This window comes from Sphingomonas sp. IC-56 (assembly GCF_021043375.1).
In the GTDB taxonomy this organism is placed as follows: Bacteria; Pseudomonadota; Alphaproteobacteria; order Sphingomonadales; family Sphingomonadaceae; genus Sphingomonas.
On sequence record NZ_JAJNDV010000007.1, the window covers coordinates 83,127 to 102,010 of the forward strand.

Sequence of the window (18,884 nt, forward strand, 5' to 3'; positions counted from 1 at the left end):
CTCTGCAAGGAGAGACTACATGACTGATACTGCCGTTACCGACGCCACAACTGCGTCCGCAAAGCCCGTCACCAAGCCGGCGCGCCCCTATTTTTCCTCCGGACCCTGCGCCAAGCCTCCAGGCTGGGATGCCGCCAAGCTCGCGACCGACGTGCTCGGCCGTTCGCATCGCTCGAAGCTTGGCAAGACCCGCCTGCAATATTGCATCGACCTGATGCGCGAGTTGCTGCAGCTCCCCGACACCCACCGCATCGGTATCGTCCCCGGCTCCGACACCGGCGCCTTCGAAATGGCGATGTGGACGATGCTGGGCGCCCGCCCCGTCACTACACTCGCTTGGGAAAGCTTCGGTGAAGGTTGGGTCACCGATGCCGCCAAGCAGCTGAAGCTCGACCCCACGATCCTGCGCGCCGACTACGGCCAGATCCCTGACTTGACCCAGGTCGACTGGTCGAACGACGTACTGTTCACCTGGAACGGCACCACCAGCGGCGTGCGCGTGCCGAATGGCGACTGGATTCCCGACGATCGCGAAGGCCTAAGCTTCGCCGACGCGACCAGCGCGGTGTTCGCCTACGACCTGCCCTGGGACAAGATCGACGTCGCCACCTTCTCCTGGCAGAAGGTGCTGGGCGGCGAGGGCGGCCATGGCGTGCTGATCCTCGGCCCCCGTGCCGTCGAACGTCTCGAAAGCTACACCCCCGCCTGGCCGCTCCCCAAGGTCTTCCGCCTCGTCTCCAAGGGCAAGCTCGCTGAGGGCGTGTTCAAGGGCGAGACGATCAACACCCCGTCGATGCTCGCCGTTGAAGACGCGATCTGGTCGCTGGAATGGGCCAAGAGCCTCGGGCCGAAGGGACTGATCGCCCGCTCGGACGCCAACGCCGCCGCGCTTCAGAAGATCGTCGCGGAGCGTGACTGGCTCGGAAACCTGGCGCAGGACGACGCGATCCGCTCGACCACCAGCGTCTGCCTCACCGTCGAGGGCGCCGACGCCGACTTCATCAAGAAGTTTGCATCGCTGCTCGAAAAGGAAGATGCGGCCTACGACGTCGCCGGCTACCGCGACGCGCCGGCAGGCCTGCGCATCTGGTGCGGCGCCACCGTCGACACCGCCGATATCGAAGCGCTCGGCCCCTGGCTCGACTGGGCCTACGCCCAGGCAAAGGCCGGCTGACCTAAAAGCCCTCTCCCGCCTGCGGGAGAGGGTTGGGTGAGGGTGAGTCCCTCCCCCCCGAGCAGCACAGCACGAAATAGACACCCTCACCCCGACCCTCTCCCGCACGCGGGAGAGGGAGCAGAAGGTAGAAACACCATGCCAAAAGTCCTTATCAGCGACAAAATGGATCCCAAGGCCGCGCAGATCTTCCGCGAGCGCGGCGTCGAGGTCGACGAGATCACCGGCAAGACCCCAGACGAGCTGAAGGCTATCATCGGCCAGTATGACGGTCTCGCCATCCGCAGCTCGACCAAGGTCACCAAGGAGATCCTCGAGCACGCGACCAACCTCAAGGTCGTCGGCCGCGCCGGCATCGGCGTCGACAATGTCGACATCCCCGCCGCCTCGGCCAAGGGCGTGGTGGTGATGAACACGCCGTTCGGCAACTCGATCACAACCGCGGAGCACGCCATCGCTCTCATGTTCGCGCTCGCCCGCGACCTGCCCGAGGCGGACAAGTCCACCCAAGCCGGCAAGTGGGAAAAGAACCGCTTCATGGGCGTCGAGGTCACCGGCAAGACGCTTGGCCTGATCGGCGCGGGCAATATCGGCTCGATCGTTGCCGACCGTGCGCTGGGCCTCAAGATGAAGGTGATCGCCTATGATCCCTTCCTGACGCCTGAGCGCGCGATCGAAATGGGCGTCGAGAAGATGAGCCTCGACGATCTGTTGCTGCGCGCCGATTTCATCACGCTGCACACGCCGCTGACCGACCAGACGCGCAACATCCTCAGCCGCGAGAATCTCGCCAAGACCAAGAAGGGCGTGCGCATCATCAACTGCGCCCGCGGCGGGCTGATCGACGAAGCCGCGCTCAAGGAATGCCTCGATTCGGGCCATGCCGGCGGCGCCGCGCTCGACGTGTTCGTGACCGAGCCCGCCAAGGAGTCGCCGCTGTTCGGGACGCCGAACTTCATTTCGACGCCCCACCTCGGCGCATCGACCAGCGAAGCGCAGGTCAATGTCGCGATCCAGGTCGCCGAGCAGATGGCCGATTACCTCGTCTCGGGCGGCGTCACCAACGCGCTCAACATGCCCAGCCTCTCGGCCGAGGAAGCCCCGCGCCTCAAGCCTTACATGGCGCTCGCCGAAAAGCTCGGCAGCCTGGTCGGCCAGCTCTCGCATGGCGAGCTGTCGAACATCGCCATCGAAGTCGAAGGCGCTGCCGCCGAACTCAACCAGAAACCGATCACCGGCGCCGTCCTCGCCGGGCTGATGCGCGTCCATTCCGACACGGTGAACATGGTCAACGCGCCGTTCCTCGCCAAGGAGCGCGGGCTCGACGTGCGCGAAGTGCGCCATGACCGCGAGGGCGACTATCACACCCTCGTCCGCGTCACCGTCGGCACCCAGACCGGCGACCGCTCGGTTGCAGGCACGCTGTTCGGCAACCAGGCCCCCCGCCTCGTCGAACTGTTCGGCATCAAGGTCGAGGCCGATCTGGCCGGCCCGATGCTCTACATCGTCAATGAGGACGCGCCCGGCTTCATCGGCCGTCTGGGCACCACGCTGGGCGAAGCAGGCGTCAACATCGGCACCTTCCACCTCGGCCGTCGCCAGGCGGGCGGTGAAGCCGTGCTGCTGCTGTCGGTCGATGAACAGGTCAGCCCCGACCTGATCGCCAAGGTCCGCGCGCTGCCTGGCGTGAAGACCGCCATGGCGCTCAACTTCTGAATCCGTTAGCGGGCAGCGTCATGACCGGATTGCTGCCCGAAGGATTTCACGATCGACTGCCACCCGCCGCGGACGCCGCGGCCCGCCTGGAGGCGCGCGTGCTCGGCCATGCGCGCCTCTACGGCTATGAACAGGTCGATCCGCCGCTCGCTGAATTCGCCGACGAACTGGCGACCCGCCTGAAAGCCGGCGGCGTCCGCGACGCGGTGCGCTTCATCGATCCGGTGTCGCAGCGTACGCTGGCGATCCGCCCCGACCTTACCGCGCAGGTCGGCCGCATCGCCGCCACCCGCATGGGTCACCACCCGCGCCCGGTGCGGCTCTGCTATGCCGGCCAGGTGCTGCGCCTTAGCGGCTCCGAACTCGATCCCCAGCGTGCCATGCGCCAGATCGGCTGCGAACTGATCGGCCTCGACTCGGTCGCCGCCGCGACGGAGATCGTCCAGGTCGCGATCGAGGCATTGCACGCGGCCGGCCTCACCGGTCTCGCCCTCGACTTCACCTTGCCGGACCTGGTCGACACGCTCGCCGCCGGTAAGCTCGATGCAGGCACCCTGGAAACCCTGCGCGACCGCCTGGATGCCAAGGATGCCGCCGGCGTCGCCGCGATCGACCGCCGTTATCTGCCGCTGATCGAGGCTGCGGGCCCGTTCGACACGGCAATCGCCAAGCTGCGCAGCATCGACGCGGGCAACGCGCTCGCCAGCCGCCTCGAAGGCTTGACGGCAATCGCCGCGTCGCTGCGCGGCCAGGTCGCGCTGACCCTCGACCCCACCGAGCGCCACGGCTTCGAGTATCAGAGCTGGCTCGGGTTTTCGCTCTTCGCTCAAGGGCTGCGCAGCGAGATCGGCCGAGGCGGCACCTACAGCGTCGTTCACGGCGACGGCCGCGAAGAGCCCGCCGTGGGCTTCTCGCTCTACGCCGACCCCGTCCTCAATGCTGGCCTCGGCACGGCGGAGCGCACCCGCCTGTTCCTGCCCGTCGGTACCGCGCCTGAAATCGGTGCGGCCCTGCGCGCGCAGGGCTGGGTGACGGTGGCCGCGCTGGAGCCCGGCGACACGCCGCAGGCGCAGTTGTGCAGCCATGTCCTGCGGGACGGCGAACCCGCCGCGCTCTGATCAGGGGCGCGGCTCAGCGAGCCAGCAAGGCGCCGACGTCACCCCGCTCGAACGCCGCACACGCGCCCGCCACCGCCTCGCGGAACCGTGCATCCTCCGCCAGCCGCGCCGGGAACACCTGCCGCACGCCCAACAAGGCCGCGACAGGCTCCGGCCCGGTCGCCGCCCGCACCAGCACATCCTTCAACGGGTCGGTAATCGGCTCGCCCGCCAGTCCCATGCGCCGCGCGAACGCCATCCACGCCGCCACGGGCACCGCCAGCCGCTGCACGCTCCGCCCAGCGTCGAGCGCGTCCGCCACCGTATCCAGCAGGCGGTAGGGCAGCTTCTGCGACCCATCCCAAGCGATCTGCGCCAACAGGTGCCGAATCGCCGGATTGCGAAACCGCTCCAGCACCGCATCGGCATAGCCCGCCACATCCAGCCCCTCGACCGGCTTCAGCGACCCGGCGATGTCCTGATGCATCAACCGCGCGACGAACCCGCCCAGCGCCGCATCGGACACCGCCTCGAACACCGTCTCGTGCCCCAGCGCCAGTCCGATATAGGCCAGGCTCGAATGCGCCCCGTTCAGGACCCGCAACTTCGCCTGCTCATAGCCGCGCACGTCTGCGGTCAGCGTCACGCCTGCGGAGCCCAGATCCGGCGCATCGGCCATGTCGAAACGCTGTAGCACCCACTGCGTAAAGCGCTCGCGCTGCACCGCCGCCAGGTCTGCCACGCCCAGCGCGCCCTCCACTCTGGCGAGGAACGCCGCGTCGCTTGCCGGGGTGATCGAATCCACCATCGAATCTGGAAACGCCACCTCTGCCTCGATCCATTGGGCCAAGTCAGGGTCATGTTCCCGCGCCAGCGCCGCGCACGCCGCGCGCAGCTTCGCACCGTTGCCGGTCATGTTGTCGCAGCACAGCATCGCGAACGGCGCTAAGCCCGCTGCACGCCGCTCGCGCAGCCCCGCCACGATCCAACCAATCACGCTCGCGGGCTCGGCGGGCGCGTTCAGATCATGGACAATGTCGGGATGCGCGAAGTCCAGCGTTCCATCGCCACCGAGGCAATAGCCTTTCTCGGTCACCGTGCTCGTCGCGATCCGCACCTGCGGTTTCGCCAACAACGCACGCAGCCGCGCGCCTTCGCCCGGCCCGATCGCCTCCGAATGCGCCGCCACCACGCGCATGCTCGGCTCGCGATCGATCACTGCCAGCGTGTAGAGTCCGTCCTGCCGCTTGAGTGCATCCGTGGTGCTTCCGCTGCGCAGCGAAACCGCAGCAATGCCCCAGCGCGGATCGGCGTCAAGCACCCGGTCGACATAGTGCGCCTGGTGCGCCCGGTGGAATGCCCCAGGCCCGAAATGGACGATCCCGGTGGTGATCCCCGCCGGATCATGCCCGGGCCTATGAATTGCGTGGGGAAGGGCGGAAAGCGCCGAGCGGGTCAGGATTGCCATGCCGCAAGCAATCAGGGGGCGACACCTGTGTCAATGTGGGGGGCGGTTTCCTTCTCTACGTCACCCCGGCCTTGAGCCGGGGTCCCGCTAGATCCTAGCAGGCAGAAGAAGAAGCGGGATCCCGGCTCAAGGCCGGGATGACAGTGGGAGAAAGCATTGTTCGCGCAGAGGCGCAGAGGACGCAGAGGAGATGGTCCGCGCGACAGCGCGCCTCAAACATCGCGGGATCAAAGGAAGGGCTACTGGCGAAGCCGGGCCAACCCCTTTGCGCTCTCTGCGCCTCTGCGCGAACCCACCTTCTTCCAACCAGCACGTCTAACGCGGCCAGCCCCTCGAGGCAGCATCCTTGGGCATCAGGAACCGCACCTGCCGGTTGGGAAAGTCGATATCCACCCGCCGGAAACTGCGCAGCGCGTCCATACCGAGCAGCAGCGCCGGATGCTCGGACAAGCCAAAGCGACGAAACGGCTCCACATCGGCAAAGGCAACCGGCAGTTCGCCAAACTGCACCCGCCCCACGGTGACGTCGGGAATGGTGGTATAGGCCGCCACCGTGGTCTCGCCGGTCACACTGGTCAGCTCCACCGGCTCGGCTTGCGCCGCCCGCCGGCCGATCCGCTTGCGCAGGGCGCTGTTGCCCATGGTCACCGCCGATCCGGTATCCAGCACCACGCGGATGCGCGTCGATCCGTAAAAGGCATCGGTCACGATCAACTGCCCGAACAGGCTCTTGGCGGTCACCACGATCTCGTCCGGGGACCGCCGGGCCCGCTTGTTCCGCTTGCTGCTCGGCTGCACTGCCATTTCGAGCTTTTCGAAATCGATCGAGACCTGATGGTCCTTCAGCGTGTCGATACCCAGCAATCCGGCCGCGCCCAGATGGCGCGCGAACAGCGCGGGGGCGACTACGCGGTGCGGCTTGCCGATCGTGCGGATCGCCAGATCGGGCACGATGACAGTCTCCACACGGCCGGTCCCGGTCATTGACGTCAGCGATACGGGCTTGCCCGGCGCCAGCCGCAGCACCTGCGCCAGTTCGCGCGAGACCACCGACCGCTCGGCCCCCGTGTCGATGATGAACTTGTACGGCCCCCTGCTGCCGATCGCCACAGGCACGGTCAGCCGCGCATCGGCCTGTTCCAGCGCCAGAAGCATCGCTTCCGGGGACGGTTCCGCAATCGCCAGCTCCTGCCCAGCGCCGGGAGCGGCACAGGCCAGGCAGCCGATCAGAAGGAACCGCCCGACTCGCTTCATGCATGAAGCCTACGCCTGTCGATGCTGCGCAACAATCCGCGCAGCTGAGGCTCAGTCGACCCGCATCGCCTCCGCCGCGATCGCCGCCTCTGCCTCAGCCCACAAGGCGTCCTCGCCCGATCCCTGCACCACTTTTTCGCGACCGATCATGATCAGCACCGGCACAGCCATCGGGCTCACCCGCTCCAGGTCGACATGCAGCATCTGCTCAGCCGCGCCGTCCAGCAGCCGAGCGAGCCGTCCCACGTCGGTCATCCGCGCCCGGGCATCCTCCCATGCCGCTCGTAGCAACAGATGGTCGGGCTCATATTTGCGCAGCACGTCGTAGATCAGGTCGGTGGAAAAGGTGACCTGACGCCCGCTCTTCTTCTTGCCCGGCACCTGCCGCTCGACCAACCCGCCGATGATCGCCACCTCGCGAAATGCCCGCTTGAGCAGCGCCGATTGCTGCACCCAGTCGACGAACTCGTGCTCCAGAATGTCGGGTGAGAACAAAGCCGCCGGATCGGTGATCTTCTCCAGCCCATACACTGCCAGCGCATAATCATTGGCGACGAAGCCCAGGGGCTTCAGTCCCATCGCCTCCATCCGCCGGGTGAGCAGCATGCCGAGCGACTGGTGCGCGTTCCACCCCTCGAAGCTATAGGCGACCATGTGGTGCCGCCCTTCATGCGGGAAGGTCTCCACCAGCAACTGCCCCGGTGCAGGCAACACCGATCGGTGCAACTGCACCTCCAGCCACTCGCGCACATCGTCCGGAAAGCGCGCCCATTGGCTCTGATCGTGCAGGAAGGCCCTGACCCGATCGGCGAGCGTGGAGGTGATCGCGAGCCGTGCCCCCATATACGACACGAACCGCGCCTGCTTGGACGTGGCGCGGACGATCAGGTCGGTCAGCTCGACGCGCTCGACCTCCAGCGCAAGACCGGCAAAGAAAAAGGTGTCGCCCGGCGCCAGCTGCGTGCCGAACGCTTCCTCCACCTTGCCCAGCCGCCGCCCGTTTTTGAAGCGCACTTCCAGCATGGGAGCCTCGACGATGATGCCAGCATTCAGCCGATGCTGCGCAATAAAACCGGGCTTCGTGACCCGCCACATGCCGTCCTGCCCGCGGGTCAGCCGCTTGAACCGGTCATAGGCCTTTAGCGAATAGCCGCCATCGGCGATGAAGTTCAGCACTCGGTCGAAGATCTCGCCGTCCAGCGCGGAATAGGGGAGGGCGGCGCGCACCTCCTCCAGCATCTCGGGCCCGGAAAACGGCGCCGCGCACGCGCAGCCCATGACATGCTGGGCCAGCACGTCGAGCGATCCGGAGCGGAAGGTGTCAACATCGAGGTCGCCTTCCTCGACTGCGTCGAGCGCCGCGCGCGCCTCCAGATACTCGAAGCGGTTGCCCGGGATCAGCACCGCCTCGGACGGCTCGTCCAGCCGGTGATTGGCCCGCCCGATCCGTTGCAGCAGCCGCGACGATCCCTTGGGCGCCCCCATCTGGATCACGCAATCGACATCGCCCCAGTCCACGCCGAGGTCTAGGCTGGCCGTCGCCACCAGCGCGCGCAATTGGCCGTCCGCCATTGCCTGTTCAGCCTTGCGCCGCGCCTCCAGGCTCAAACTGCCATGGTGCACGCCGATCGGCAGCTTGAGCTCGTTGACCTTCCAAAGCTGCTGGAACACCAGCTCGGCCAGCCCGCGCGTGTTGCAGAAGACGATGGTCGTCCTGTGCGTCTCGATCTCCGCCATCACCTGCGGGATGGCATAGATGCCCGAATGCCCGGCCCAGGGCACCCGCCCCTCGGGCAGCAGGATGGCGATGTTGGGATCGGCGCCCTTGTCGCCCTGCACCAGCGTCACGCTGTCGATATCGCCGTGCGGCGCCAACCAGGCGCGATAACCGTCGGGATCGCGCACCGTCGCGGATAGCGCCACGCGCCGCAGTCCCGGGGCGAGCCGTTGCAGCCGCGCCATCGCTAGCGCCAGCAGGTCGCCACGCTTGCCGGTGGCAAAGGCATGAACCTCGTCGATCACCACCGTTTTCAGGTCGGAAAACATGGTGAGGCTGTCTTCGTAGGACAGCAGCAGGCTGAGCGATTCAGGCGTGGTCAGCAGGATCTGCGGGGGCCGCGCCCGTTGCCGCATCTTGCGGTCGTGCGGCGTGTCGCCGCTCCGCGTTTCCACCCGGATCGGCAGCTTCATTTCTTCGATCGGGTTCAACAGGTTACGCTGAACGTCGACGGCAAGCGCCTTGAGCGGCGAAATATAGAGCGTGTGCAGCCCCTCTACGGGACGCTCTACTAGGTCGATCAAAGTCGGCAGGAACCCGGCTAACGTCTTGCCCGCCCCGGTCGGCGCGACCAGCAACGCATGCCGATCCGCGCGCGCGGCCGCGGCCATTTCCAGTTGGTGCCGGCGCGGCGCCCAGCCACGCGCGGCAAACCAGCCCGCCAGGGGTTCGGGAAGTGCGCCGATGGGATCGCTCACGCGTCAGCGGTGGCGCGATCCCGCGACATAGGCAAGCGTGTCAGGCGACGCCGCCGTTCTGGCGTGCCTTGTCCTCGCGGTCCTGCTGATCGTACAGGTCGCGCGTCGCTGCTTCGGTGTGGGCGATGTCGCGGCGGGAGCCGCGATTGTGCAGCATCGCCCAGGCGATCGCGATGGCGAGCAGGATGGGGCCAACGATTACCATCACGCCTTGGATGTTAGACAGGTCCATGGGTGTACCTTTCCGGCTTCGGTTCATCTCCCCAACGAAGCCGGGGCCGTATTCGATCCAATTGGAACCCCAGCGCCGCAGAACCATATATCTTGCATGGCATTAGGCAGTTGGATCGAACCGCATCCCACGGGCATCTACATCCCCGCAGCGGATGCATGGGTCGATCCCTCGCAGCCGGTGGAACGTGCACTGGTCACGCATGGCCATGCCGACCACGCCCGCGGCGGCCATGGTCAGGTATGGGCTACGCCCGGTACGCTGGCGATCATGGACTGCCGCTATGGCGCGCAGAATGGCCGAGCGTGCGATTATGGCGACGTGATCCGCATGGGTGATGTGGATATCAGCTTCGTGCCTGCCGGCCATGTGCTCGGCTCTTCGCAGATCGTGCTCGAACATGCCGGCGAGCGGGTAGTGGTTTCGGGCGATTACAAGCGCCGCGAGGACCCGACCTGCGAGCCTTTCCAGCCGGTGCCGTGCGATATCTTCATCACCGAGGCGACGTTTGGCCTGCCTGTGTTCCGGCATCCTGAAACGCATGACGAGATGGACAAGCTGCTCGCGGCGCTCAGGGCCGAACCCACCCGCTGCATCCTGGTGGGGGCCTATGCGCTGGGCAAGGCGCAGCGGGTGATTCGCGAACTGCGCGTGATGGGGTTCGACGATCCCATCTACATTCACGGCGCACTTCAGCGGCTGTGTGACCTGTATGTCGAACATGGCGTGGATCTGGGCGACCTCCGCCCTGCTACTGGAGCCACCAAGGCGGAGCTTCAGGGCCGCATCATCCTGGCGCCGCCGGGCACGCTGAACGACCGCTGGTCCAGACGGCTGCCCGATCCGATCACGGCAATGGCGTCAGGCTGGATGCGAGTGCGGCAGCGCGCACGCCAGCGGAACATCGAACTGCCGCTGATCCTGTCCGACCACGCCGATTGGGACGAACTGACCCAGACGATCCAGGAGATCGCGCCGCGCGAAGTGTGGGTGACGCATGGCCGCGAGGATGCGCTGGTCCACTGGTGCCGGATGCGCCAGATCAAGGCCCGGGCGCTCGACCTCGTCGGCTTCGAAGATGAAGACGACTGAAGCGCCACCCTTCCAACAGCTTGGGATGTAGAATTTCGGCCGCTTGACTGGCGCGCCGCCGCATACCTGCGGATGCTCTTTGAAAAGCCTTGGCGCCCTGTTGAACGCGCACTTCGCCTAAACTTTTCTAAACTTCCGCGGAAATGCGCTCAGCTTGCCACGCGCAGTGGTGCTTCGTCGCTTTCGCTGAACAGCCAGGCTTCGGCCTCCGCAAACGTGTCGAAGCAATAGGCACCACGCCCGGACAGTGCCCGCAGCAACTGGCTGCGGGCGAGCGTGCGGCCAATCACGAAGGCAAGCTTGCGCGACCGGTATTCCGGCGTGCCCAGCACGCCCTGAAAGGCGCCGACCATCTCCTGAGGCTGGATCTTCATCTCGCGCAGATCGGTCAGCGTCAGATGCGCGTTGCGCGGGCAGACTAGCTGGGCGTGCGCTAAGACCCGCGCGGCTAGGAACCCTTGGATGTCATCGGGGCCGAACAGCCCTCCCATCGTGATCCGGACCAGATCCCGCTCGGGCTCGACATGGAAAGAGAAGTTCGCGCTCACCTGCACATTATAGAACGGTTGCGCCTCAGGCGGCGCCTGCGAGCGCCTTTTGCCTCCGTCGTTGTACGGAGCTGCCGATCCCCATTGCCTCACGATACTTGGCGACGGTACGCCGCGCAATGTCGAAGCCCTTCGCGTTGAGCAGCTCAACGAGGGTGTCGTCGGACAGGATCTTCTTGGGATCCTCGGCGGCGATCAACGCGCGGATCGCGCTCTTCACGGCTTCAGCCGACACGGCCTCGCCGCCATCGGCCGCAGCAATCGCGCTGGTGAAGAAGTATTTGAGTTCGAACAGCCCGCGCGCGCAGCTCAGATATTTGTTCGACGTCACCCGGCTGACGGTCGATTCGTGCATCTCGATCGCCTCGGCCACCTGGCGCAGCGTCAGCGGGCGAAGATGCGCGACTCCTCGCAAGAAGAAAGCTTCCTGCTGCTTCACGATCTCGCTCGCGACCTTCACGATCGTGCGCTGGCGCTGGTCCAGCGCCTTGATCAGCCAATTGGCGCTGGCGAGGCATTCGGTCAGCCACGCCTTGCTTGCCTTGTCCTGCGAGCCCGCCGAAACCTCTGCATGGTAGCTGCGGTTGACCAGCAGCCGGGGAAGGGTGGCGTTGTTCAGCTCCACCGCCCAGCCGCTCCCACGCCGCGCCACGAATACATCGGGGGTGACCGACGCGCTGGGCTCGCCACCAAAGCGGCATCCGGGCTTGGGATCATAGGAGCGCAGCTCGCGGATCATGTCGCCAAGATCCTCGTCGTCCACATCGCAGATGCGCTTCAGCCGCGCCATCTCACCGCGCGCGACCAGGTCGAGATTGTCGATCAACCGCGCCATGCAGGGATCGTAGCGGTCGGCTTCCTTGGCTTGGAGTGCCAGGCATTCGGACAGGCTGCGTGCGCCAACGCCAGTGGGGTCAAAGGTCTGAATGATCGCCAGCACCGCCTCGGCGCGCGCCAGCGGCACTTCCAGCCGGCTGGCGATGTCGAGCAACGCGCCTTGCAGATAGCCGCACTCGTCGATCTGATCGATGATCTGCGCGGCGATGAACAGGTCGGGTCCCGCCACGCTCGCCCCTGCTTGCGCCAGCAGATGGTCGCACAGGCTCATGCCCCCCGCGGGCATGTTGTCGAAGTCGGAGCCGTCTTCCGACATGCCGCCGCCACTGCCGGTCAGCCCCAGGCTGCCGTCCAGCCCCCCCATGCTGTCGGCTACCGAGTCGTGATGAAAGGTTTCGGCGGACAAGTCGACGTCGAGCGCTGCTTCCCCAAGCGCTTCGCCGCCGCTGGCCAGCAGTTCGCTGGCATCCGCTGGCCCGTCGCGCGGGGTGTCCCACTCGCCCTGATCCTCAGGCGGCAACGCATCGGGCGCATCCTGACCGCCGCCTTGGGTGTCGAGCAGCGGGTTTTTCTCCAGCTCCTCGGCGATGAATATCTCGACTTCCAGGTTGGACAGCGCCAGCAGCTTGATCGCCTGCTGAAGCTGCGGCGTCATCACCAGCGATTGCGACTGCCGCAGGTCGAGGCGAGGCGCGAGGCTCATAGTCTAGAGCTCGAAACTCTCGCCCAAGTACAGGCGGCGGACATTCTCGTCCCTGACGAGTTCGTCCGGCGAGCCCGCGAAAAGAACCCGGCCATCATAGATGATGTAGCCGCGATCAACGATTTCCAGCGTCTCGCGGACATTGTGATCGGTGATCAGCACGCCGATGCCGCGCTTCTTCAGCTCGCAGATCAGGTCGCGAATGTCGGAGATCGAGATCGGATCGATGCCGGCGAACGGCTCGTCCAGCAGCATGATGGTCGGGTCCGCGGCCAGGGCCCGGGCAATCTCGGCGCGCCGCCGCTCACCGCCGGACAACGCCATGGAGGGCGACGAGCGCAGTCGAGTCAGCCCGAACTCGTCGAGCAGCTGGTCGAGCCGCGCCTGGCGCTCATCCTTGCTGCGGCCGCTCAGCTCCAGCACCGCCATGATGTTCTGCTCGACGCTCAAGCCGCGGAAAATCGAGGTTTCCTGTGGCAGATAACCCAGGCCCAGCACCGCGCGGCGATACATGGGTAGCCGAGTGATATCCTCGCCATCCAGCATGATGCGGCCAGAATCCGGCTTCACCAGTCCCATGACCGAATAGAAGCAGGTCGTCTTGCCCGCGCCGTTCGGCCCCAACAGGCCGATCACTTCGCCGCGACCGACGGAAACCGATACGTCGGTGAGCACCACGCGCTTGTCATAGGACTTCGCAATGGAGATCACCGCCAGCCCTTCGCCAGGAACCGAGACCGGATCCGCTATCAAAGGCTCGATCGTGGCGACATCGTTCATGGCAGGTCCTCAGCTCTTCCTTTCACGCGTGCCGGGGCGATGCGCTTGGCACGAACCTGGGGAAAGATCGTGCCGAAGGAAAGGGGCGGTGCGGCGGGCGGTCTCAAAAACCGGTTATTGCTGGGGCGTTCCGGAACGCTTGGGCACCGAGAAGCGGCCGGTGACGCGGCCCCCGCTGCTCTGCATCCCCGGCTGGCCCGGCGCGGCGGTACCGCCGCCCACGCCCGATCCGTCGATGGTCGCACGCCCGGTGTCCAGGTTGATCGACAAACGGCCGCCGGTCACGGTGTTGCCGCCCTGGCGCAGCGTCACCCTGCCGATCATTGTGATGATCCGCCGGTTCAAGTCGTAGACCGCATATTGCGAGGTCGCGCTCTGCTGCGGCCGCGTTACGGTGACGCCCCCTGCTGCGTCGAGGCGAGACACCTGCGGCGAACCTTCAGTGATCTGGCCAGTGTAATTTACCGTCACCCGCGCGGCGGTCAGCGTCATCTCGGCCTGCGTGATGCGGACGTTTCCCGTCAGCAGCGCGCGATTCGCACGATCCTGCAGTTCGATGCTGTTCGACGCGACATCGATCGGCGCATCCGAATTGTGGCGCGACTGCGCAACGGCGCCGCTGGACGCGGCAAGCGCGAGCGGCAGGCCGATCGACAGTAGAGCTAGAGCGCGAGTCATCAGCGCCTATTTGCGCGCTTGGGGAATATCCGCAAGCGCGCATTGCCATCGAGCGTCACGGTACGCTTCTCCAGGTCGGCGCTCATCTTGTTGCCGCTGAATACGCCCATAGGGGTATTGCCGCGCACGGCGCCGCCGCTTTCCATGGTGCGGGTCTTCAGGTCCACCGTCGCGTTGTGGGTGTTGAGCACATAACCGTCAGAGGTCTTGAAGCGGATCTCTCCGTCCACCGCGACCTGCTCGGTATTCAGGTCATAGCTGCCCTTGGGCGCCACAATCGAAGCCGGGCCTTCGGGCAGCTTTATCTCAGCCTGCAGGTCGTTCAGTTCCACCACGGGCCTGGCCGAGCTTTGCTGGATTGCCGAGCCGGCATGCAGGCGGAACGCCTGCCCCTTCGTATCCACGCCGCGATAGTCCGCGCTCTCGATCCGCAGCCGCTCCTTGGCGACATCCACGCGGTTCTTGTCGAGCAGGAAGCTCATCTCGCCGCCCATCGTCAGCGGTGCGATCACCAGAAAGGCCGCAAGTACGCCGATCGCCGCGGGCAACGCGATTAGCAGCAGCCGGACCGCGCGATCATGGCTGCTGCCCGGATGGGCCCAGCCGCGCTTTTTTGATGGGAGGCGAGTGGCGAGATCAGGCATGCGCGAAGATGTCGACCTCCGGCCAGCCCGCCAGATCTAGCTCGGCGCGCCAGGGCAGGAAATCGAAACAGGCTTGAGCGAGCGGCATGCGTCCTTCACGTTCGAGACGGGTGTCGAGTTCCACTTTCATCGCGTGAAGAAAGCGCACGTCAGAAGCGGCATAGTCCTTCTGCGCGTCGGAAAGCACGGGCCCGCCCCAGTCCGACGACTGCTGCTGCTTGGAGATTTCCTGGCCCAGCAGGTCGCGGACGAGGTCCTTCAGACCATGCCGGTCGGTATAAGTCCGGACCAGCCGCGACGCGATCTTGGTGCAGAACACCGGGCCGGCGGTGACGCCCAGATAGAAGCGAATCGCTGCCAGATCGAACCGGGCATAATGGTACAGCTTCAGCCGGTCGGGATCGGCAAGCACCGCGCGCAGATTGGGCGCGTCATAGCTCGACTGCGGGCCGAATCGCACCAGGTGCTCGTCGCCCGAGCCGTCCGAGAGCTGCACGACGCACAGCCGGTCGCGCATGGTGATGAGGCCCATCGTCTCGGTGTCGACGGCGATCGACGCGCCGGGAGCGAACACGCCCTCGGGCAGATCTTCTTCGTGGAAATGTACAGCCATGCCGCGCGCATAGGCGGGTTGCGCGCGTACCTCAATGCCGCTGATAGCGCCTCTCACCGCACCCGGTTTTTCAAGGCGTCGGTACCGCACAGTGGAGCGCATCTTCCTGCACTGGTGGGCAATTGCCGCAATCCCGACGAATTTTGTTCGCACCTCGTTTGATTTTCAGTTATGACGGCCCGTGGCGGTACTTTCTGAGACCGCGAAGACCTGCGTTTTTCGTCCGACGCTCGGTTTTGGTTTTGATGTGGGCGAACCGGGAAGACGAGCAGGGCATGAGTTTCGATAGAGGGCGCCGTGGGGATCGCGGCGGACGCGGCAGGGACAAGCGCGACGGTTTCGGCGGCGGCGATGACAGCGGCTTCGGCGGCGGCAGCAGCTTCGGCGGCGATCGCGGCGGCTTCGGTGGTGGTGGCTTCGGCGGCGGCGATCGTGGCGGCTTCGGCGGCGGCGGCGGCTTCGGCGGCGGCGGTGGTGGCTATCGCGGCGGCGGTGGTGGCGGCGGCTTCGGCGGCGGTCGCAGCGGCGGCGGTGGCGGCTTCGGCGGCGGTCGTGGCGGCGGCGGTGGCGGCATGCCCCCCCAGGTTGTCGGCGAAGCGACGGGTGTCGTTAAGTTCTTCAACAGCCAGAAGGGTTTCGGCTTCGTCGTTCGCGATGATGGCGGCGAGGACGTGTTCGTGCATATCTCCGCAGTGGAGCAGGCAGGCCTGACCGGTCTGGCCGAGGGTCAGCCCCTGGGCTTCACCCTGGTGGATCGCGGCGGCCGTATCTCGGCAACCGAGCTGAAGATCGACGGCGAACCGATGCCGGTCGAGGACAATGGCGGCGGCGCACCGCGCGGCGATGCCGGCGGCACCCGTGGCGGCCCGCAGCGTCAGCTGACCGGTGAGCGTGCTACCGGCACGGTCAAGTTCTTCAACGCGATGAAGGGCTTCGGCTTCATTCAGCGCGACGATGGCCAGCCGGACGCATTCGTGCACATCTCCGCAGTGGAGCGGGCAGGCATGCCGACTCTCAACGAGGGTGACCGACTCGAGTTCGAACTCGAAGTCGATCGTCGCGGCAAGCACGCAGCGGTGAACCTGCAGCCCGGCAGCTAAGCCGAGCAGCAGCAAACGGATCAGGGGTCTGGCGGCAACGCCGGGCCCTTTTTCTTTGTCGACCCTAGGGCAAGTGCGGCGCTACGGGCGATTCACCCCCCCTCGGTAGTTCCCCGGCGAAGAGCGGGGCTCGGTCGCAGCGTCGTTGCAGTCGAAGATCCACTCCGCAAAGTGTCGCCAACTGCGGGCCCCTCATTATGCGAACAGGAGAAGCCCTGTGACGGACACCGCCTTTCAGCCCCGCTCGACCGACGCCCTGATCGTTATCGATCCGCAGATCGACTTCTGCCCCGGCGGCGCGCTCGCAGTCGCGGGCGGTGACGAAGTGATGCCCGGCATCAACATGCTCGCCCCGGCGTTCCCGATCGTAGCGGTAACCCAGGATTGGCACCCCGCTGGCCACCATTCCTTCGCCAGCAGCCATCCCGACTTCGAGCCGTTCGACACGATCGCCATGCCCTATGGCGATCAGGTGCTGTGGCCGGATCACTGCATCCAGGGCTCGGCCGGCGCTACGTTCCATCCCGCGATCGCGCCGACGTTGGATCGGGCGACGCTGATCGTCCGCAAAGGCTATAATCCCGCCGTCGACTCCTATTCCGCCTTTTTGAGAACGACAAGGTCACCAGGACCGGTCTGGCCGGCTTTCTGCGCGACAAGGGCGTCACGCGCTGCCTGTTCGTGGGGCTGGCCTATGACTTCTGCGTCGCCTGGTCAGCACTCGACGCTCGGCGCGAAGGGTTCGAAGCGGTGGTGTTGAAGCAATATTGCCGCGCCATAGCCATGCCGCTCCCCGACGGCGGCACCACCGCGACTATGGCCGAGGCGCAGTTCGCGGCAGCCGGCGTGACCCTGATGGGCTGAGCGGCGGGTCAGGTGACGATCTTGGTCAGTCCCTCGATTGTGTCGGCTTCATGTGCCGGCTTGTCGGTGCGGATGCGGCTTACCCGTGGAAAGCGCATGGCGAGCCCGGACTTGTGGCGCTTGGACAAATGGATCGAATCGAACGCGACTTCGAGCACCAGGGTCTTGTCCGTCTCCCGCACCGGGCCGAACCGGTTGACCGTGTGATTGCGCACATAGCGGTCGAGCCATTTCAGCTCTTCGTCGGTGAACCCGAAATAAGCCTTTCCCACCGGCAGCAGCTCGCCCTCCGCGTTCCAGCAGCCGAAGGTGAAGTCCGAATAGAACGAGCTGCGGCGACCGTTGCCGCGCTGGGCGTACATCAGCACGCAATCTGCGGTAAGGGGATCGCGCTTCCATTTGTACCAGAGGCCCACCCGACGACCAGCGACATAGGGCGAGTCGCGACGCTTGAGCATGACGCCTTCGATTGCCGCATTTCGCGCTTCGGCGCGGACTTCCTCGAGGGCGCGGAAGTCCTTGGCTTCGATCAAGGCTGAGAGGTCAAATCGTTCCGGATCTAAGATTTCAGCGAAGTTTTCGAGGAGATTTCTTCGGGTGGACCAGGGGAATTCGCGGACGTCTTGGGTGCCGTTGTATAGTATGTCGTAGACGCGGACAAAGGCGGGGTATTCTTGTAGAGCCTTGGCAGAAACTGCTTTTCTTCCAAGGCGTTGCTGCAAGGCGTTGAAGCTGGCGGCGCCTGCGCCCTCGTCCATGGTGGTGCCCTGGGCCGTGCCTTTCACCAGTAATTCGCCGTCAAGCACGCCCGATTGCGTGAAAGCGGACGCGATTTCGGGGAAACTGTGGGTGATATCGTCGCCAGCGCGGCTGAAAAGCCGGGTTTGCCCCGCGACATGGACCAGCTGGACGCGGATGCCGTCCCATTTCCATTCGGCGGCATAGTCCTGAAGGCTGACCTCGCTTTCCTCCAGCGGATGGGCGAGCATGAACGGGCGGAACACGGGCACGTCCAGCACGGTCGGCTGGGCGCCGCGGCCTTCCGCCCAATCGAACAACAGGAGGAAGGGCGGGGAAATGCCGTGCCAGACCTCCTCCACCGCATCGACGTCCAGTTCGAACGCCTGGGCCAGCGCGGTCTTGGCAAGACGCGCGGAGACGCCCACGCGCAACTCGCCGGTGGCAAGCTTGAGCAAGGCATAGCGTTCGTCCGAATCGAGCCGGTCGAGCATCTCGGCCAGCACCGCGGGCGCATCGGAGCGCGTGATGCTGCCCAGGCGCCCGATGACTTCGGACAGCGAAAGCGGCTCGGAGGGTTCCAATGGACTCTGTGGCGCGGGCCAGAGCAGCGCGACGGTTTCGGCCGTGTCGCCGACGAAATCGCGGCTGAGCCCGAACAGCACCGGATCGACGCGTTCCTGGATCAGCGCGCGAATCAGCGCGGGTTTGACTGCCGGCAGGTCCAGCGTGCCGGTAAGCGCCGCCAGCGCCCAGCCACGGTCGGGATCAGGGGTTGCGCGGAGATAGTCGCCGATCAGGCGAAGCTTGGCGTTGCGCGATCGTGTGTAGATCAGCCGGTCGAGCAGGTCTGCAAAAGCGCGCATCGCAC

18 protein-coding genes are annotated in these 18,884 nt (G+C 65.8%); 7 read left to right on the forward strand and 11 right to left on the reverse strand.

The window, feature by feature from the left end:
- Positions 1 to 19 precede the first annotated feature (19 nt).
- The 3 genes from LQ953_RS11095 to LQ953_RS11105 all read left to right on the forward strand — a co-directional run bounded on the left by LQ953_RS11095 (position 20) and on the right by LQ953_RS11105 (position 4,008).
- A complete protein-coding gene (locus LQ953_RS11095) occupies positions 20 to 1,174 on the forward strand; it encodes a phosphoserine transaminase (RefSeq protein ID WP_231030967.1) in 1,155 nt (384 codons plus the stop codon).
- Between the two features lie 138 nt (positions 1,175 to 1,312).
- Entirely contained in the window at positions 1,313 to 2,890 is a 1,578-nt protein-coding gene (gene serA, locus LQ953_RS11100) for a phosphoglycerate dehydrogenase (protein WP_231030968.1), read from the forward strand.
- 20 nt (positions 2,891 to 2,910) lie between these two features.
- The gene (locus LQ953_RS11105) at positions 2,911 to 4,008 is read left to right on the forward strand and encodes an ATP phosphoribosyltransferase regulatory subunit (RefSeq protein WP_231030969.1); all 1,098 of its coding nucleotides are present in this window, start codon (positions 2,911 to 2,913) and stop codon (positions 4,006 to 4,008) included.
- A gap of 13 nt (positions 4,009 to 4,021) precedes the next feature.
- Here the strand turns inward: LQ953_RS11105 and LQ953_RS11110 are convergent, their stop codons facing one another.
- The 4 genes from LQ953_RS11110 to LQ953_RS11125 all read right to left on the reverse strand — a co-directional run bounded on the left by LQ953_RS11110 (position 4,022) and on the right by LQ953_RS11125 (position 9,416).
- Complete coding sequence (locus LQ953_RS11110) at positions 4,022 to 5,455, reverse strand: mannitol dehydrogenase family protein (RefSeq protein ID WP_231030970.1); 1,434 nt, start codon at positions 5,453 to 5,455, stop codon at positions 4,022 to 4,024.
- A gap of 315 nt (positions 5,456 to 5,770) precedes the next feature.
- Complete coding sequence (locus LQ953_RS11115; RefSeq protein WP_231030971.1) at positions 5,771 to 6,709, reverse strand: aspartyl protease family protein; 939 nt, start codon at positions 6,707 to 6,709, stop codon at positions 5,771 to 5,773.
- 51 nt (positions 6,710 to 6,760) lie between these two features.
- The gene (locus tag LQ953_RS11120; protein ID WP_269141462.1) at positions 6,761 to 9,151 is read right to left on the reverse strand and encodes a ligase-associated DNA damage response DEXH box helicase; all 2,391 of its coding nucleotides are present in this window, start codon (positions 9,149 to 9,151) and stop codon (positions 6,761 to 6,763) included.
- A 73-nt stretch (positions 9,152 to 9,224) separates the two neighbouring features.
- Positions 9,225 to 9,416 (reverse strand): hypothetical protein, encoded by a 192-nt coding sequence (locus tag LQ953_RS11125; protein WP_231030972.1) that lies wholly within the window; start codon positions 9,414 to 9,416, stop codon positions 9,225 to 9,227.
- Between the two features lie 96 nt (positions 9,417 to 9,512).
- Here LQ953_RS11125 and LQ953_RS11130 point away from each other — a divergent pair, with 96 nt between their 5' ends.
- Entirely contained in the window at positions 9,513 to 10,508 is a 996-nt protein-coding gene (locus LQ953_RS11130) for a ligase-associated DNA damage response exonuclease (RefSeq protein ID WP_231030973.1), read from the forward strand.
- Between the two features lie 149 nt (positions 10,509 to 10,657).
- On the opposite strand, the gene LQ953_RS11135 is transcribed toward LQ953_RS11130, so the two are convergent.
- The 6 genes from LQ953_RS11135 to LQ953_RS11160 form a co-directional block, all read right to left on the reverse strand.
- Entirely contained in the window at positions 10,658 to 11,056 is a 399-nt protein-coding gene (locus LQ953_RS11135) for a hypothetical protein (protein WP_231030974.1), read from the reverse strand.
- Between the two features lie 25 nt (positions 11,057 to 11,081).
- Positions 11,082 to 12,596, reverse strand: a complete 1,515-nt coding sequence (rpoN, locus tag LQ953_RS11140) for an RNA polymerase factor sigma-54 (RefSeq protein ID WP_231030975.1) — start codon at positions 12,594 to 12,596, stop codon at positions 11,082 to 11,084.
- A 3-nt stretch (positions 12,597 to 12,599) separates the two neighbouring features.
- Positions 12,600 to 13,376 carry an LPS export ABC transporter ATP-binding protein gene (lptB, locus tag LQ953_RS11145; RefSeq protein ID WP_231030976.1) on the reverse strand — a complete coding sequence of 259 codons (777 nt, stop codon included), beginning with the start codon at positions 13,374 to 13,376 and terminating at the stop codon, positions 12,600 to 12,602.
- 114 nt (positions 13,377 to 13,490) lie between these two features.
- Positions 13,491 to 14,054: an LptA/OstA family protein gene (locus LQ953_RS11150; RefSeq protein ID WP_231030977.1), complete on the reverse strand. Its 564-nt coding sequence runs from the start codon at positions 14,052 to 14,054 to the stop codon at positions 13,491 to 13,493.
- A complete protein-coding gene (lptC, locus tag LQ953_RS11155; RefSeq protein ID WP_231030978.1) occupies positions 14,054 to 14,698 on the reverse strand; it encodes an LPS export ABC transporter periplasmic protein LptC in 645 nt (214 codons plus the stop codon). The genes LQ953_RS11150 and lptC overlap by 1 nt, the downstream gene beginning before the upstream one ends.
- Positions 14,691 to 15,311, reverse strand: coding sequence for a ribonuclease D (locus tag LQ953_RS11160; RefSeq protein WP_231030979.1), 621 nt, complete (start codon positions 15,309 to 15,311; stop codon positions 14,691 to 14,693). Before LQ953_RS11160 ends, lptC begins: the two co-directional genes overlap by 8 nt.
- Before the next feature lie 275 nt (positions 15,312 to 15,586).
- Here LQ953_RS11160 and LQ953_RS16365 point away from each other — a divergent pair, with 275 nt between their 5' ends.
- The 3 genes from LQ953_RS16365 (at position 15,587) to LQ953_RS16230 (ending at position 17,275) form a co-directional block, all read left to right on the forward strand.
- On the forward strand, positions 15,587 to 16,411 hold the full coding sequence (locus LQ953_RS16365) for a cold-shock protein (RefSeq protein WP_330999416.1): 825 nt from the start codon (positions 15,587 to 15,589) through the stop codon (positions 16,409 to 16,411).
- Positions 16,412 to 16,628: 217 nt separating this feature from the next.
- Entirely contained in the window at positions 16,629 to 17,171 is a 543-nt protein-coding gene (locus LQ953_RS11175; RefSeq protein WP_330999417.1) for an isochorismatase family protein, read from the forward strand.
- Positions 17,093 to 17,275: a hypothetical protein gene (locus LQ953_RS16230; RefSeq protein ID WP_330999418.1), complete on the forward strand. Its 183-nt coding sequence runs from the start codon at positions 17,093 to 17,095 to the stop codon at positions 17,273 to 17,275. Before LQ953_RS11175 ends, LQ953_RS16230 begins: the two co-directional genes overlap by 79 nt.
- Positions 17,276 to 17,283: 8 nt before the next feature.
- Here LQ953_RS16230 and LQ953_RS11180 read toward each other — a convergent pair whose 3' ends face one another.
- Complete coding sequence (locus LQ953_RS11180) at positions 17,284 to 18,879, reverse strand: cisplatin damage response ATP-dependent DNA ligase (protein WP_231030980.1); 1,596 nt, start codon at positions 18,877 to 18,879, stop codon at positions 17,284 to 17,286.
- Between the last annotated feature and the right edge of the window lie 5 nt (positions 18,880 to 18,884).

Excerpts from the sequence above, each read along its gene's own strand:
- LQ953_RS11095 (WP_231030967.1), top strand. The coding sequence starts at position 20 with ATGACTGATACTGCCGTTACCGACGCCACAACTGCGTCCGCAAAGCCC.
- serA (WP_231030968.1), top strand. The coding sequence starts at position 1,313 with ATGCCAAAAGTCCTTATCAGCGACAAAATGGATCCCAAGGCCGCGCAG.
- LQ953_RS11105 (WP_231030969.1), top strand. The coding sequence starts at position 2,911 with ATGACCGGATTGCTGCCCGAAGGATTTCACGATCGACTGCCACCCGCC.
- LQ953_RS11110 (WP_231030970.1), bottom strand. The coding sequence starts at position 5,455 with ATGGCAATCCTGACCCGCTCGGCGCTTTCCGCCCTTCCCCACGCAATT.
- LQ953_RS11115 (WP_231030971.1), bottom strand. The coding sequence starts at position 6,709 with ATGAAGCGAGTCGGGCGGTTCCTTCTGATCGGCTGCCTGGCCTGTGCC.
- LQ953_RS11125 (WP_231030972.1), bottom strand. The coding sequence starts at position 9,416 with ATGGACCTGTCTAACATCCAAGGCGTGATGGTAATCGTTGGCCCCATC.
- LQ953_RS11130 (WP_231030973.1), top strand. The coding sequence starts at position 9,513 with ATGGCATTAGGCAGTTGGATCGAACCGCATCCCACGGGCATCTACATC.
- rpoN (WP_231030975.1), bottom strand. The coding sequence starts at position 12,596 with ATGAGCCTCGCGCCTCGCCTCGACCTGCGGCAGTCGCAATCGCTGGTG.
- lptB (WP_231030976.1), bottom strand. The coding sequence starts at position 13,376 with ATGAACGATGTCGCCACGATCGAGCCTTTGATAGCGGATCCGGTCTCG.
- LQ953_RS11150 (WP_231030977.1), bottom strand. The coding sequence starts at position 14,054 with ATGACTCGCGCTCTAGCTCTACTGTCGATCGGCCTGCCGCTCGCGCTT.
- lptC (WP_231030978.1), bottom strand. The coding sequence starts at position 14,698 with ATGCCTGATCTCGCCACTCGCCTCCCATCAAAAAAGCGCGGCTGGGCC.
- LQ953_RS11160 (WP_231030979.1), bottom strand. The coding sequence starts at position 15,311 with ATGGCTGTACATTTCCACGAAGAAGATCTGCCCGAGGGCGTGTTCGCT.
- LQ953_RS16365 (WP_330999416.1), top strand. The coding sequence starts at position 15,587 with ATGAGTTTCGATAGAGGGCGCCGTGGGGATCGCGGCGGACGCGGCAGG.
- LQ953_RS11180 (WP_231030980.1), bottom strand. The coding sequence starts at position 18,879 with ATGCGCGCTTTTGCAGACCTGCTCGACCGGCTGATCTACACACGATCG.